The organism is Parendozoicomonas sp. Alg238-R29, assembly GCF_947331445.1.
Taxonomy (GTDB): domain Bacteria; phylum Pseudomonadota; class Gammaproteobacteria; order Pseudomonadales; family Endozoicomonadaceae; genus Sansalvadorimonas.
On sequence record NZ_CAMZOG010000006.1, the window covers coordinates 83,050 to 98,796 of the forward strand.

Annotated in this window: 9 protein-coding genes and 1 pseudogene; 6 read left to right on the plus strand and 4 right to left on the minus strand. The window is 44.8% G+C overall.

Annotated features, from left to right (window positions below; all coding sequences use genetic code 11):
• The first annotated feature begins 13 nt into the window (after positions 1–13).
• Both QMA35_RS02850 and QMA35_RS02860 read left to right on the plus strand, forming a co-directional pair.
• A complete protein-coding gene (locus QMA35_RS02850) occupies positions 14–3,661 on the plus strand; it encodes a PilC/PilY family type IV pilus protein (protein WP_281645619.1) in 3,648 nt (1,215 codons plus the stop codon).
• Positions 3,661–4,086, plus strand: a complete 426-nt coding sequence (locus QMA35_RS02860; RefSeq protein ID WP_348650925.1) for a type IV pilin protein — start codon at positions 3,661–3,663, stop codon at positions 4,084–4,086. The genes QMA35_RS02850 and QMA35_RS02860 overlap by 1 nt, the downstream gene beginning before the upstream one ends.
• 19 nt (positions 4,087–4,105) lie before the next feature.
• Here QMA35_RS02860 and nhaC read toward each other — a convergent pair whose 3' ends face one another.
• Together nhaC and QMA35_RS02870 are read right to left on the minus strand one after the other, a co-directional pair.
• Complete coding sequence (nhaC, locus tag QMA35_RS02865) at positions 4,106–5,554, minus strand: Na+/H+ antiporter NhaC (RefSeq protein ID WP_281645620.1); 1,449 nt, start codon at positions 5,552–5,554, stop codon at positions 4,106–4,108.
• 210 nt (positions 5,555–5,764) lie between these two features.
• Positions 5,765–6,682 carry a glutaminase gene (locus tag QMA35_RS02870; protein WP_281645621.1) on the minus strand — a complete coding sequence of 306 codons (918 nt, stop codon included), beginning with the start codon at positions 6,680–6,682 and terminating at the stop codon, positions 5,765–5,767.
• A 1,315-nt stretch (positions 6,683–7,997) separates the two neighbouring features.
• Here QMA35_RS02870 and QMA35_RS02875 point away from each other — a divergent pair.
• Both QMA35_RS02875 and QMA35_RS02880 read left to right on the plus strand, forming a co-directional pair.
• Positions 7,998–10,196: a hypothetical protein gene (locus QMA35_RS02875; RefSeq protein WP_281645622.1), complete on the plus strand. Its 2,199-nt coding sequence runs from the start codon at positions 7,998–8,000 to the stop codon at positions 10,194–10,196.
• A complete protein-coding gene (locus QMA35_RS02880; protein WP_281645623.1) occupies positions 10,193–13,102 on the plus strand; it encodes a hypothetical protein in 2,910 nt (969 codons plus the stop codon). The genes QMA35_RS02875 and QMA35_RS02880 overlap by 4 nt, the downstream gene beginning before the upstream one ends.
• Positions 13,103–13,461: 359 nt before the next feature.
• On the opposite strand, the gene QMA35_RS02885 is transcribed toward QMA35_RS02880, so the two are convergent.
• The gene (locus tag QMA35_RS02885) at positions 13,462–13,809 is read right to left on the minus strand and encodes a hypothetical protein (protein WP_281645624.1); all 348 of its coding nucleotides are present in this window, start codon (positions 13,807–13,809) and stop codon (positions 13,462–13,464) included.
• Positions 13,810–13,927: 118 nt separating this feature from the next.
• Between QMA35_RS02885 and QMA35_RS02890 the strand changes: the two are divergent.
• A pseudogene (locus QMA35_RS02890) lies at positions 13,928–14,056 on the plus strand (IS1 family transposase); the annotation flags it as partial.
• Between the two features lie 140 nt (positions 14,057–14,196).
• Positions 14,197–15,348 carry a hypothetical protein gene (locus QMA35_RS02895; RefSeq protein WP_281645625.1) on the plus strand — a complete coding sequence of 384 codons (1,152 nt, stop codon included), beginning with the start codon at positions 14,197–14,199 and terminating at the stop codon, positions 15,346–15,348.
• On the opposite strand, the gene QMA35_RS02900 is transcribed toward QMA35_RS02895, so the two are convergent.
• On the minus strand, positions 15,277–15,747 hold a 471-nt coding region (locus QMA35_RS02900; RefSeq protein ID WP_281645626.1), incomplete at its 5' end, for a transposase. The two genes, QMA35_RS02895 and QMA35_RS02900, sit on opposite strands and share 72 nt — an antisense overlap.

Consider the following 15,747-nt stretch of genomic DNA (forward strand, 5'->3'; position numbering starts at 1 on the left):
CAGGGATGTAATTATGAAAAATAAAAACAGGAAGAGAATATGTGTATCAGTATTGTTGGGGCTTGCTTCATTTACTAGCTCTACTCATTCCTTGGCTGACGACACAGATATTTTTTTCCCACCCCCAACAACAATTGGGGATGCTCATCCTAATGTGCTTTTTCTTTTGGATAATTCAGGTTCAATGGACTGGGATTTTAATGGAAGAAGTACAAGTGATTATTTTTTTACTCCACCAACACGAATTGACTCGTTGAAGGGCGCATTTGCAAGAATTATTGATAGTGCAGCGAATATGAATGTTGGATTGAGTCGATTGCATCAAAATAATTCAACCAGTAATAGCTCGCCGAATATCTATTACGATGTGGATGGTATTGACGATATTTTAAGTGCATCTACTGTTCCCGTTGATGGGGGAACATTTGTTAAGCATGTAGGTAGTGCAGCCGATGATGCTAAAAGTACTATTATGGGCACTATTCGTTCTGATAGGGCACATTTGGCTCTTGATAATATAATAACCGGAATGCGTTTCAGAAATATTGATATTCCGGATGGAGCAGTCATTGAATCTGCTTATGTAGATATAACAGCATCAAGTACTGTTTATAGTGCACCAAATTTCAAGGTGGAAATAAAAGCTCATGCTGCTGATGATTCAAATGAATCGCTTGATGGAAATAACCCGATTAATCTTTGGCCTACAGTCGAAGAAAGCGCACTTTGGGAAGTGTCTTCCTCACATGTTTTAGGTACGACTTACCGAAGCCCCGATATTAAAGATGTTATAGCTGATGTTTTGTCCAGGCCTGGTTGGGTGTCAGGTAATGCATTAACGGTTTTATTTAATAAGTTAGATTTAAATCCCAATGATGGTATAGATGAAAGTAACACCCACCGAAACTTGTTCCGATTTTATGCACATGACACAAGTCCTGTGAACAGTGCCAAATTAACAATTAATTACAGTGGAACATCACTGACGACAACCTATAGGGTTCGTGATCAAATTAAAGAATATGTAAATAGTATGGAGGCTAAAGGAGGAACACCAACAGTTGCTCAGATGGTGAGCGCTAAAAATTATTTTTCAGGTTCAAATTCCCCGGCACAGTACAGCTGCCAGAAAAATTATATTTTCCTCCTTTCAGATGGACAACCAGGATATAGCTCAAGTGCAGTCACGGATACTGAAAATATAACAGGTGAAGATTGCTCAAATAGTTATGATTGTGGGCCTTTACTTGCTCGATGGATGGCTAACTCTGATGCAGTGGGTGCCTCTGTTAATGGAGATAACCCTATTAACACTTACACAGTCGGTTTTGGTGCCGATGAAACAGCTAATGCTTTTTTACGGAATGTTGCCTCTGCGGGGGGCGGGCAGTTTCGAGCAGCAGCCAGTGCAGATGAGCTTGTGGATGCATTCGAACGTTTTTATTTAGAGGTCGCTGATACTGATTCTACTTTTGTAGCGCCTGCGGCGACTGTTAACCAGTTTAATCAACTTGAGCACAAGAATGAGATCTACTACGCATTATTTAAGCCAAATGCAAGAACGGACTGGGCGGGAAATGTTAAGCGTTATCAGCTTGCATACGACCACTCTGATGATGAATTCAAAATAGTTGATAATTCCCCTAACCCCATCGAAGCCGTTAACCCTGAAACTGGTTTTTTTGTAAATGCAGCAAGAAGTTTTTGGTTGCCCAGTGGAGTTGCAGCCGATGGTAACACGACCGGCGAAGGGGGGGCTGCAAGGAATTTACCAAATAGCCGAAATGTTTATACTGATTTAGGCGCTGGTGATGGCGTTTTTACATTAACGACTAGTCCTGTTAATACCAGTAATAGCCTGATTACCAACGATATTCTTGGTGTTGCCAGCTCTACAGAAAGAACCAATGTGATTAATTGGGCTCGCGGCCTGGATGAAGATGGAAACAACCGTCGGGCGATTGGTGACCCTCTTCATTCACAGCCAGCGTTGGCAACGTATAACTGTCGCCCTAATAGCGATGGCAATAGGTATGTGGATAATGATCCGGCTAATGGCTGTGTCGATACTGATGATGCTTGGCTTTTCTTTGGCACCAATCAGGGTTATCTTCACGCTGTTTCTACCGCCACAGGTGTTGAGACCTTTTCTTATATTCCCAGTGATCTTCTGGGTAACCTTAATACCTACAGCATTGATCCGGTTGCTAATAATGTACGTCCCTATGGTTTGGATGGCACTCCTACAATATGGCGTAAGGATGAAAATGCTAATGGTGTTATTGAAACGGCAGGGAAAAATGATGATCATGTTTATCTCTATATAGGTATGCGCCGTGGAGGGCGTAATTATTATGCCCTTGATGTGACTAACCCAGGGCTGGTGAGTGATGATGGAATTGTTACAGCTGGTTCTCCTAAATTGTTGTGGAAAATTTCTGGAGGGAGTGGTGATTTTGCAAAGCTTGGACAAACGTGGTCAACGCCAGTAAAAACTAAAATCAGGGTGTCGAGTGGAAGTGGTAACAATACGACAGAATCAGTGAAAGAAGTATTAATCTTTGGTGGAGGTTATGACCCGGATCAGGATGATGCTAATGAAAGAACAGCCGATGACATTGGTAATGCTATTTACATTGTGGATGCCACCGACGGGAGTTTAGTTTGGTCCGCCAGTAATGATGACAACCATAACTTGAATTTGCCAGGCATGGATTACAGCATCCCTGGCGAAATTCAGTTATTGGATTTAAATCAGGATGGGTTTCCTGACCAGCTCTTTGTTGGCGATGTTGGTGGTCAGGTATGGCGGTTGTATTTCAACCATGGGGCGTCAGCGAATAACTTGCTTCAGGGAGCAGGAAGTGGTGGTAATTTAGGGGTTATGGCCCGTTTGTCGACGGCCAACAGTACGGAACATGCGCGTCGTTTTTACAATAAACCATCAGTTGCGCTTATTGATCAAAATGGCAAAGCGTTGTTAACTGTAGCAATTGGCTCCGGGTTTAGAGCAAACCCGATAGATGAAGTAATTACTGATCGATTCTACGTTCTTAAAACTGCACATATTACACAAAGAGATAGCAGTTATACGCCGTTAACGGATAGTGATCTCTACAATATAACAACGAACCCTCTGGATAGTAATTCAGCTTCAGATCAACAAAGAGCTCAGGCTCAAAACAGACTTGATTTGGTTGCTGTTAATTCTGAAGGAGTAAGAACAAACGTCCTCCATGACGGTTTTTATATCAACATGACCCGTGATGGTGAGAAGGTGCTTTCTGATGCCAGTATTTTCGCAGGAATTCTTACTTTTAACAGTTATGAACCAGAGTTGGCCGCTGATTCTTGTAACCCGGTTATAGGGATTAACAGACTCTATTCGGTAGACGTGGCTAATGGTCGAGGGCAGCTTGAAGGGGAAACTAACGCCGAAATTAATAATACAGGTATTGTGAGTGGTGGGACGACCATGATGATTAATACTGATGATCTTGTCATTTTGAACCCACCTTCTGCAGAAGGTGGGAACACAACGCCACCATCAGCCTTTGGCTCCTGTGATAGAGTTCCGGTTGTTATTCATGGACTTAATGTTACCAAGCTGGATTGTGAAGGTTCGGTGAAAAAAACCTACTGGATGGATGAAGAAGTATGATGGGTATTTTTAATCAATCCAATAATGCCGGAACCTGTAGAACATCAGGGTTCACTTTAATTGAACTGATGATTGTGGTTGCCATTATCGGTATTTTGGCAGCCATTGCTTACCCAAGCTATCAGAATTATGTGTTGAGAACCGGTTGTGAAGATGCCAAAGGTGCCTTGATGGTATCGGTAAACTCTCTGGAACGATTTCGGGCTAGAAACAATGGGAGTTATGTTGGGGCGAATGCCGATGGCGCAAGTGTTATTCGGACGAGTAGCCCTGAAACAGGTACGGCTCGTTACAATATTGGGTTTAACGGTAATGTGACAGCTAGCGCGTATACTCTTCGAGCTGTTCCGGTTGATAATACCCTTGATACCATCTCGATAACGCAGGCTGGAATCAGAACAGAGTGGGCGTGTGATCCCGATTAGTTTTGGAAAGACACCACCTTTAATGGGTGGTGTCTTTTGTTAGCAAAGAGTTTGTTGTGAGATGGGAGATTTGCCCATCCTCACTGAATGTTGTTGTCTTCCCCTGCCAGGTTCTGACGCAAGAAACCCCCAGCGCCAACGCAATAGATATCCATGACAGCCACATAAATGGTAGATAGCTCAATGTGCTGACTCCCAGAATTCCCGCCATAAATGTTCCGTTATCACTCCAAGGCACCATGCCCGAGGTGAGTGTGCCACCGAACTCCGTATTACGTGACAGAAGTCGTCGATCGGCACCCAATGCATCGCTGGTCGCTGTCATCAGTTTGGGGGCCAGAATCAGGGAAACATACATGGCACTGCCCAGAAGGTTGCCTAAGAATGCCGTTAGAATTGTGCAGCCAGTAAGGCGGGCTTCATTGGTAACGAACTGCTCCATTTTTCTGGCTAACAGTTTTACGATGCCTACTTTTACCAGCAAACTGCCAAAGCCCAGTCCAAAGGTGATCATGGCTACGGAAGGCATAATAGAAAGCATGCCGCCACGGCTCAGTAAGCTGTCGATAAAGTCGATTCCTGAACTTAATGCCGGAAGCTCCCATATGCTGGTAATGGCCGAAGCAACATCAGAGCCTTGCAGGAAAATGGCGGTGACAATTCCCAGAAAACTGCCAAATGAAATAACCGGAAAAGCGGGTTGGCGAAAGGCCAGTAAAAGCATCACCATTAATGGCGGAAGAAACGCTATTGGGGTTATATAAAAGGTATTATCCAGGGCAGTCATAATCATATTGATATGTTCAAGATTTCCTTGCCCCTGAAAGGAAAGGCTGGCGCAGGTGAACAGGATTGCTGTAATCAGATAAGCACTCAGGCTAATGGGTAGGAGACCTTTTATATGGGCTCTGATTTCAACCCCGGCCATGGATGAAGCCAGCAGAACACTGTCGGAAAGGGGGGAAAGTTTGTCGCCAAAGTAAACACCAGACAACACCGCTCCCGCAGTAAGAGGAGCTGGTATGCCAAGGCCTTCGCCGATGCCCATCATGGCAATACCTGTTGTTCCGGCCGCTCCCCAGGAGGTTCCTGTCGCCAGAGCGGTTAGAGAACAAATGAAAAGAGTTGTGGGCAGAAAGAAACTGGGGTGAATTGTCGCCAGCCCGTAATAAATAATGCCCGGCACAATCCCACCGGCAATCCAGCTGCCGATCATCGCGCCCACGGCAAAAAGAATAAGAAGTGCGGGCATCCCCTCAAAAATACCAAAGGCGGCGGCTTCTTCGAGTTCTCGGTAGCGATACCCCAGTTTCAGGCCAAGAGCGATAACCAGAAACCAGCCAAAAAACAGTGCCAGTAAAACCGGTAAGCCAAACACGGTGGTAAAACTGCAGGCCATTGTCAGAAAGGTACCAAGTACCAGAAAGGACTGTATCAGGGTGGGTAACTGTCGGTTTTTCTTATCCATGGCGTACTCCTGTCCAGTGGATGAGATCCGGGCGGAGCGTTGCTGTGTTGTCGTTATTGCACGCTTTTAAAGAATACCCGGATACGGGGCAGCCATGTGGCTGCGAGGTATCCAGTATTGGAAAAGAAAACCGAATGCGCCACCCCGAAGGGCTGGAATGTCAGCCAGAATGACGCAAGTGTTACTAGTGTGTAACCAAATCAGAAGAGATTAAAAGACCGCGAGGCCGGTTTGTTCCACAAATGTCTTAAGGGCCTGCATACCGGGAAGGGAGTTACCTTTTTTACCTAACTCCGGGCTCCAGACACACAAAGACATCTTTCCGGGAACAATAGCCACAATGCCGCCACCAACGCCACTCTTGCAGGGAAGGCCTACGTGGAAGGCAAATTCGCCCGCTTCATCGTAAGTACCGCAGGTCATCATTAACGTGTTTATGCGACGGGTTTGAAGAGGAGATACCACGGATTTATCTTTAAAGGGGTGGCGACCGTCATCGGCAAGAAAACGGCTGGCTCTTGCCAGATCCAGACAGCTCATATTCAGGGAACAGAGGTAAAAATAAAAATCCAGAACCTGAGCAATAGGATTTTTAATATTGTCAAAACTCTTCAGGTAATAAGCCAGTGCTGCATTCCTCTGGCCATTGTCGTATTCAGAGCGGAATACGCGTTCGTCATACTGAATATCCAGGTTTTTGGAAATGCTACGGATATGATCCAGAAAATCCTGCTTGGGAGAATTCAGGTTGGAAAGCAGGATATCGGCAACCACCAGAGCGCCAGCATTGATAAACGGATTTCTTGGGATGCCGTTTTCATATTCCAGCTGGGACAGGGAATGAAAAGGGTTGCCGGATGGTTCTACCCCAACCCGCTCAAATACTTTTTCGCCAGCGTAGTGCATTGCCAGACTGAGACTGAAAACCTTGGAAATACTCTGGATTGAGAAGGCTTCTTCTGCGTCGCCAACAATAAAGTCACGGCCCTTTGCAGTGCTGATAGCCATGCCAAATTTATTTCCGCACACTTCAGCCAGTGCCGGAATATAGTTGGCCGGTTTGCCCTGGCCAAAGGTGTGAGAAACAGCCTCGGGCAGAGTGCCCAGAATTGTTTCAATCTTTGTCATAAACTTGCTGCCACGGGAGGGTGAAATTTCGGGGCGCAAAGAGTACGTGCATCATCTCCGGCATTCAAGATAGGACAAACAACGTACTATTGTAAAAACAAGCAGTTAGCGAATGATTTTTATTGGATTGCCCCTAATAGGCCGTGCGCTTTACAGAAAAGCGAAGGTTAAACTATATATTTTTTACTCTATGTACGGGACAACTTTCAGCAGGTCGTAAAACCTAAGGCCATCAGCATATGAACCCATATTTTTCAGTGTCCGGCGAAGCTTGTCCAAGCCCAACCTTCTCGGTTTGTTTTTGTGCCGCTTTCCTGAGTTTACACCCAATCAGGTGCGCTGAAGAGCTGGTGAAGAAGACAGCATTCTCGACCCTCAGCTGAGCTGATTGACGTTTATCTGACCTGAGTGTGTTGGCTTACGTCCCTCTCAAATAACCCTGCTGTCAATATCTTTGTACATTCTGATCAGCCCTTCTGTCAGGTGCAGAACCCGACTCGTCGAAGGTTGTCAAAAATGACAATCACCCAATCGGCAGCCTTTCCTGATGATACGTGAAGCAAACACATTCGCTGGGGTTGTCCCGCAACCGACAGAAACCTCTGGTGCGCTGACCCGTGGCTTTACAGATAATCTCTCTCTATCTGAAGATTTTTCATCGACTTCTGTTTTCCAGTCCGGAATACGCCGATCTGTTCGAATGCTGGCAAAGCGGATGCACTCAGAGTCGCAATCGCAATCGCAATCGCAATCGCCAGCTCCAAAACTTAAACGCCAAAAAGTTGCTCTTGGGCTGGGCAGTGTAGAAGTCAGAGGAAGTGAGATACAAGGCACTGATTCTGCAGGGATGGGGATTTTCGGCAAGGCAAAAGAAGCGGGTACTATTGCCTTCGTAAAGGGTGAACGGATTTTGCCAGTCGAAGGCCCACTTGCCGTGAGAGTTGTTCGAGATAATGGCAGGCATATGGAGTGGCTATATGATGGTGGCCGGATTTACGGCATGGATAAAAGCCCAGATGTTATATGGTCCTCTCTTAATTTATCGGTCAATGTTGAAGGAAAACAGAAGTCTGTTGAGGTAGGTATCAGGCCGGAAAATTTGACCATCTACGCCAACGACTCAGTGACTCCGAGGCAGGCCAATATGAAAATCCGGACAATCTATCCTAAAGACCTTGATCAAAAATCGGATGTTCGGTTGAACATGAAAAGTTACCCGATTCGTCTGGAAATGGTGGCCAAGCGTGATATTCAGGATCGTGAAGAGCTGCTCTGGTGTTATCACAATGGGCCAGATAATCAGTCGAGATATGCTATGGACTATGTTGAACCGTTCAACGCAGAGACTGATGCTGAGGCTGTGATACAGATTACCCAGTCGTTGATTGAGAATGCAGAATCAGATATTGAAATCATTGAGGATCAGCAGATGTTTTTTCAGCTTAGGGCGAGGAGCCTGCTGTCAGACGTTGCCGACCCTTGTGAGTTTACTCCTGAAGAATTGAAATTCAGCTGTCATCTGGAAACTTTTTCCGGAGTTGATTCTGTACTGAAAGAAGCAAGTAGCAACTCTTTTGCCCTGAGTGCTTTTCTCAAATGGCGAGCAGAAAAGTTAGGCTGGCGTTTTGGCGAAACTTTTCCTAAAGAACTAAATCGCTTAACTGACGCAGGTGTCTCAACAATAAATGGAAAACCAGCCACTGTTTCGGCACTGATTGATTTTTGTGTCGACAAAAGCATTTTTAATCTTGAGGAAGGTCAAGGGTATTTCCCACTCTATTGGATTTCAGAAAAACTACAGTGTGAGCCTGAAAATTTCACCTACCACTCCCTTCTGCGAAGAAGGCTGTTCCGTGTTATAAGTCGGCCAAATTTCAATGCTGTCACTCTGATTAATGCCTTAATAAGAAACAAAATGCCAAATCCCTTAAAAAGACATAAGCCGGAGTGGGACACCTTGGACCTTATCAATTTTACTGGCTATTTTGGCAACATCATCAGGGGGGGGAAGGCTATTAGCGAGGTTATAGCTGTTTATAAAAATCCGTCGGAGTATAAAATAATCCCTCAGGTTTATTTGCTGGCAAAGTTTCGGGTCGTTGAGGCAATTAAAGCGATTCTGGAAAGAAATCTGCTTCATGGAAGAAAATATGAATTTAAAAGAGTTAGTGACTGTTTAAAAAGAAATGAAATTTACGTTCCAGTCAATCGGGAATTTGTAGAATCGTCACCAGAAAACGTATCAAGTTTTATAAGGGAGCATTTCAGTGCCGATGAAGCTCTTCAAATGCTGCCACATACACAACGTTCTGAAGCTGAGATTCTTCAAAGCATGGAAGTAGATACGGGTGCTAGGGTTGCGTTTGCAACTCAACAGCGAGAGGAAATAAGAAGCACGACTGACCCGGTGGAAAAGAAGAGAAAACTTAAGGCATTTTTGAAAGCCATGGTGACTACCAGCGCCAGCCCAGAGCAAATGCAGAACAGATTGAGAAAAAGCCTGGCAGAGCTTGACATTAATGATGGTGAAGAACAATACACCGCAGACTCTGTAGTTAGCCTGTTTCAAGGGGATGAAGATATTAGTTGGTTGAAAGTCGTTTATCCGATTCGTTTGGCTGAAAATGAAGAGTTGTTGAATAAGCTGGATAATCCTGAAGGTCCTGTAAGAGCCGTCCAAGCAGAGTTAATGAAGCGATTAAGTAAAGATCGAAGCTTGTTGCCTAAAATTATTATTGGGTTCAAAAAAGTATGGCATTCGGATAATAAAAGTTATTTTTGGGAGATGAGTAAAAACTTTAACAATCACTCTATTAATCCTGAAAGTGGTGAGGCCTGGACTCCGGAAGCGGTACGAGCGATCTATACGAAGCATTGCTCTGACCCTGATGTGATCGCTTTTTCAACCTTGAGTGATGACGACTGGTTCTTACAGCGATCCTACGGCAAATGTTCAACAAAAACTTTTGGGGAGTACTTCCTGTCAGGCATAAAAAACGCCGAAAGTGATGTGGATAAGCTGGATTGGGTTCGGAGATACATGCGAACCACCTATAAAAGTGATTCTATCGAGTACCTCTCTGACTTACTGGCCAGACTGAATCATTGTGACGATATACCAGAACTCCCTAAACCCTATGACTCAGGAACTCTGGCCACTCTTTTTAAAGACTACCCTGAAGATTTGGAGCAGTTAAAAGGGCTCTCAACTGATTTTTGGACAGATGATGAGCTAATGAATGAACTCAGAACGAGGGGTGAAAAATCCAGGCAGGCTAAAGCGGAATTGATGCGCCGGGCTGTTACTGATGTTGATCTGAGAATGAAAGTGATCCTTATCAGTCGCACTCTTTCGACAATGAAGGATGCATGCTTCTTTAGCGAAGTAGCAAAGCAGTATAAGAGACATAAGTTCCCACCTCCCGATACAAAGGAATGGAATAAGCAGAGTGCTGAAAGCTTTTATCAAGAAAGCTGTAGCAAATTTCCAGATCTTGTGGCGAGGCGGCAGTGATTTCGTCAACCCCCTCCACGTCTGCTGCGTTGGTTTCTCCGCCAGAAACTAAAGTTCGGCGCTCGACCCGGAAAAATCGCTGGCGATCTGATCTGTCATCGGATTCTCCCAAAGCGAAACGCCAAAGGAGAGAGCCTGCTCTGGGGTGTGTGGAAGTAAGAGGCAGTGAGATAAAAGTGCGAGATGGTGCCGGTCTTGGCGCTTTTGCCAGAGCAAAGGAAGCAGGTGGTATTGCTTTTATAAAAGGCGAAAAAATCCTGTCGGTAGAAGGTTGTCTTGCTTTAAGGATTGAACGCGAGAATAAAAAATATATGGAGTGGTTATACGATAATGGTCGAATACATGGTCTGAGTCAGAGTCCCGATGTCGTATGGTCCTCTGTGAATTTATGGACGACAGTTCAGGGAGGAGAGTGCCGGGTGGAAGTAGGCACCCGACCAGAAAATCTCGCCTTGTTTTCCAATGACTCTGTGACCCGACAAGCGGCCAATATTCATATTAAAACAAACTACGTTCAGGGCATTGACCGACAACACGGTGTCAGGTTTAACCTGAAAGAGTGTCCCATCAGTCAGAGAATGGTCGCTCGGCGTGACATTATTGATGGCCAGGAGCTGCTCTGGTGTTATCACACCGGAACCGATGAACCTTCCCGATACAGTACGTCATTTGTGCAGCCTTTTGATACCGCTGTGGATGGGGAGCAGGCAGAACAGGTTACCAGGGCGCTTATTGAAGATTGTGACTCGATGCGTTCTCATTTTGAATTGATTGAAGACTCCCTGACATTTTTCCATCTCAGGGCAAAAGATCTTGAAAGCAAGTGGTCGGTGCATTGTGAATTCACACCTGAAGAATCGTTTTTTTGCGAGTTAATGGAAAATACTGTAGGAACATCAAAAGTATTAAAGCAAGCTAAAACAAACTCCGTGGCGTTGAGTGCTTATTTGAAAACACGGGCTTTGAAGATGAAAGAAAACTTCTTGTCTTGCTTTCATACTGGCATATTGTCTTCATTGAACGAAGCTTCAATTGAAATGGTAAACGGGCAGCCATTGACCCTGAATTCACTGACGGACTTCTGTATTCATATTAATTTGTTTGACCCCGAGAGTGGGAGCGGCCACTTCCCTCTGCACTGGTTGGCAGATAAGTTGAGAGCAGAGCCTGAAAGCTATATCCATCAATCCTTGCTCCAGAAATATCTACGGAATGAGCTGAGTAAACCCAACTTCGACAGCCATCTCCTGATAAGTCGTTTAGCAAGGTGCCGCATGCCAAATGCACGGAAAAATAACCAGCCAGAATGGACGATATTTGATCTGATTAACCATACTCAATACTTTGGCAATGTTGTTAGAGATGAAAGCGCAGTTGCTGTGGCGATAAACGAGTATAAAACGGCAGGCACCGTTAGCTCCATCAATCTGGTATTTATGCTGGCAAAATGTCGATTTGTAAACGCTATTCTTGCGATTCTCAAAAAGAGGCTTTTAGACAGTGGCAGACACCCTCTCAAGCAAGTCAGTGAAAGTTTTGTAAAAGGCGGTATCTGCATTCCCCTTAATAAGAAATTTGTTGAGGCAACTGAGGAACATTTAGTTGAGTTTATAAGAGAGCGTTACCCTGCAGACGCTCTCCAGATGCTGCCTGTTGATAAGTTAACAGAAAGTGAGCGGCTTGAGGGAATGGCAACGAAACTTGGTGTAAAGATAGCGTTTGGAAAGAATCAGAGAAAAGGAATAATTGAAACTCAGGATCCTGTTGAGAAAAAGTGTAAACTGAAGGCTTATCTGAAAGCGACAATAGACGCCTGTCCTCAGGGGAAAGAGTATCCTTGTTTACTAAAAAAAATAAAGGGGTTGGGAGGAATTGAAGGAATCAATGAGCCTTATACGGCTGAATCCGTTGTTAGCTTGTTCAAAGATGATGAGAACATTGACTGGTTAAAGCCGGTTTACCCGGTTTTGTTAGCGACAGATGATGAACTGCTGAATATGCTGAGGACACAATCAGTAGACACTAAGAATGTGCAAGCGGAACTGACCAAACGGATTGCCGGGAATTTAGATTTATTGCCACAGGTTATTGTGGACAGCAAGGCAGTGAGCACTATGCCTGATAATCAGTTTCGCTACCATTTTAGTCAACGTTTAAATGATCATGGTATCAAGACCAAGGAAGGGCGGTGCTGGACCCCTGAACTTATTAAACAGGTTTATCAGCAAAAATCCTCAGGTGAAACGGTGTTTACAGATTATCAAGAATTAAGTGATGAAGGATGGTTGAAACAGCTCTCTTCAAAAGAAAGAGGCGTACAGAAAAACTTTAAGGATACCTTTTTATTAAAAATCAATCACTGCGAGGAGTCATCGGAAAAGATCCGCTTGATTCAACGGTATTTGCGAATTATCTACCAGGATCGGAAAATGCGATACCCTTCGTGTTTGTTGAGTAAAATCAAAGGATTTGAAATACCTGGCTTTAACCAACCCTATTCAGCGCATACACTTGTGGATTTGTATCAGTCTTCGCCTGACGACCACGATTGGTTGCGGGTGTTATGCCCGAACCAAATGAATGACAATGAGATGTTGCTGGCTGAAATAATGCGAAAAGGCGGCCGGGAAACCCAGGAAGCCAAAACGGAACTGCTATGGCGGGCAACGAATGATCGAGATCTGAGAATGAAGGTAATAGTCATTAGTCGTTATTGGTCTAAAGCCGAGACTGACTCAGTATTTATCAAGGATATGTGTAAAGTGTTTTCAGGGTATCAATATAAGCCTTCAGAAGATCAAACCTGGGAGCATGATGAGTTGTTGGAATTTTATCAGGAAGCTCAGGATAAACATGGTGAACTGGCAGGCCGGTGTGGCAATCAGAATATTCAGCCTGCTGAATAAGTTCAGATTTATTTTAAATAATCATTGATAGGAGAATTGTTCTTAAATAGAGTCCGCGCAACTCTTCTAAAAAACAGTTAACAAAAACACAACAGGGGTTGAACATGTTGATGAATGCTGTACACCCTTTGCTAAGCCCAACCTGAAGAGGCTTTTTGCAGGCCTTCCGTGTTTGTTCAAAAGGAGCTCTCTGGCTTCACCATAATGCCAATGGCCTGTTATCAGACACCACGTGAAAGCGAGAACCAGTATTCCCATAAGTTGGCCCATACGCTCTGGGTGTCATGTGGGTGAACTCAAGATCGAAACCGCGGCTTTTCAAACAACCAAACAACCAAACAAACAACCAAACAACGTCTCTATCGCCCAGCGCCGGTAATCACCGTTTGGTTAAACGCTGTCTCTCGGAAGAAGCGACCGGCAGGAATGCTGCGACCGTAGTTACCGACAACAGATAGATTTTCCCAGATACGGAGTCGACATAAGATGTTCTGCTGATCCAGCCATTCAAACCATTCACGACCTATGAATTTCCGATCAGCCAGCAAGCTGTCTATCTTTTTCGCCGGGGTGAGCACTACACGATAGAGGTTGGTTGAGCGCCCTCTGAGCAAAGCCAGAATAAACTGCGAAAGAAAGAGTACCCGGGCTTGATGCCATGGGAGATGGGCCTTAAGCGCCTTGGCCAGAAAGCTGACTTCTTGCATACGACAGCGGTACAACGACAGCGGTACAACGACAGCGGTACAACTATGGGGGTGAGATACTATAGATTTTACCTGTATGCGGAGTCAGCTTCTCTATGCCCTTCAGTGTCCCGTACATAGCAGTCTGACATTACGTACCAGGTTGAAACGACTTAACCGGAAAAGGATTTTCTGCTCTCGTTCCGAGGAGATCCACAATAAAGTGATCGGTGAGTGTATCGCCCGTGAGCACTATCAACGTATTTAAACCTTTACCATACCTTCGGTGTCCATGCTCGGGCACTTGAAGCGGGGAACTATCCAGCCAGAATGGCTAACATGGCTAAACCAATGGTTAAGGAGAAGCGTCATATAACAACATGAGCTGTTTTTTTGGGGAAGTTTTAAATGATCAGACAACAAGATAGAGGCGCTTGCCATACAAGTCTGCATACTAGTGGCGGCAGGAAACGTTCTCCAACAACTGCAGAAGGTGCCTCCGCCCCCTCTGAGCTCAATATGCCTTTGGTAAAGAAACAGAAGGTAGGTGCCTCAAACACAACTCGGGTAAATGACAGAGCTGTAAGTAGCCACACCCCACAGATATCCGGTGAAACATCGCCCCAGACACTGGCAGCTTTTCTGGATCACAATGCAGCAGATCAAGAGCAATCTCTCACCTTGCGTGTGAAGGTGTGGGAAAGTGCAGAAAAGCTGGAGACTTTACCGACAGAATCCACGCAACTGAATAATGTGTCGTTTCGAACCCTTGTCTCAGAAAAGGGGGTGGTGCTTCCGATAGCAAATAATATACCTGTCGCGTATTTATTCATGCAGCTGCGCCAACAGAATATTCCTTTCAACGATTATCGGTTCATGTATAAGGGAGCTGAGATTGACATCAGAAACTCTATGGCAGAACAGATAACTTCAGTCATAGATCCAGCGGAGGCAGCAACGTGCGTCCTGCTTACAAAAGATACCAAGCCCTCTAATACGTTGCTCAATGCTGTTTTGAGTGGGAGTTTTACTGACGATAAGGGCCAGGTAGTACCTGTTATGCCAGCAGCGTTTCAATCAACAGAGGACATTGAAGGCTTGTTACAGCAACTTTACAGAAGTGCATCTGGTGAAGAAGATACTTCCCCCCTGAATGTTAAGAAATATTTAAAGATAGAATACTGTGTCACAAAGTGCCGTGAGTATCTTGCTTCCCCCGCGGTTAGGAGTCAGATAGGTAATCTGGAATCAGAGAGTAGCTGTAAAGTTGTAGATACCTATCTGGATTGTGTGCTGAGAATTGCTGGCATTTGTAAATGGATGTTCATAAGTAATCAAAGCAAAATCATTGATCAGGCTTTGGCTAATTTAGGGGATTGCTCTCTACCAGAACAAACTGCAGAAGATGATGGCCGTACAGCTCAACTAAAGCTATCCGATAGTTCAGAAACTGAGAGTACGGTCAATCGATCCTGGGTCGAATGGCACTTACTTAAGCTTTTTCGGGTGACCATTCTTCCGGATGTCTGCCCGCAGTTCCTCTCTTTTCCTGAGCATTAAAGCGTAAGGTTTTGGCCTTCGCTTTAAGGCTCTGGGCTCAACTCTTCCTGGGCGGTTGCCAACGATACGCTGCCCCATAAGATGGAGTAGAATGTTCACATCCCTTTCATGACCTGTTGTCATATCCGCTTGGCTCCAGATCAACCATAATTGCAGAGAATGTTTGAAACTGATTTGTCGAGGCAAGATATCCACTAACAGCGCGGCTTGCAGCATAAGTAACCGGATAAGATTGTAGGACAGAAAGTACACCCAGATTTCCTTCTCTATCATCTCCGGCGATTGACAGCTTAATGGTTCCATACCCATGGTCGTTTTTATGTCTCTGAAGTCGACTTCTATCTGCCAGCGTTTTTTGTAAAGCTTTTTTAATTCACCTTTGGGTGCAATTTTCGGGCA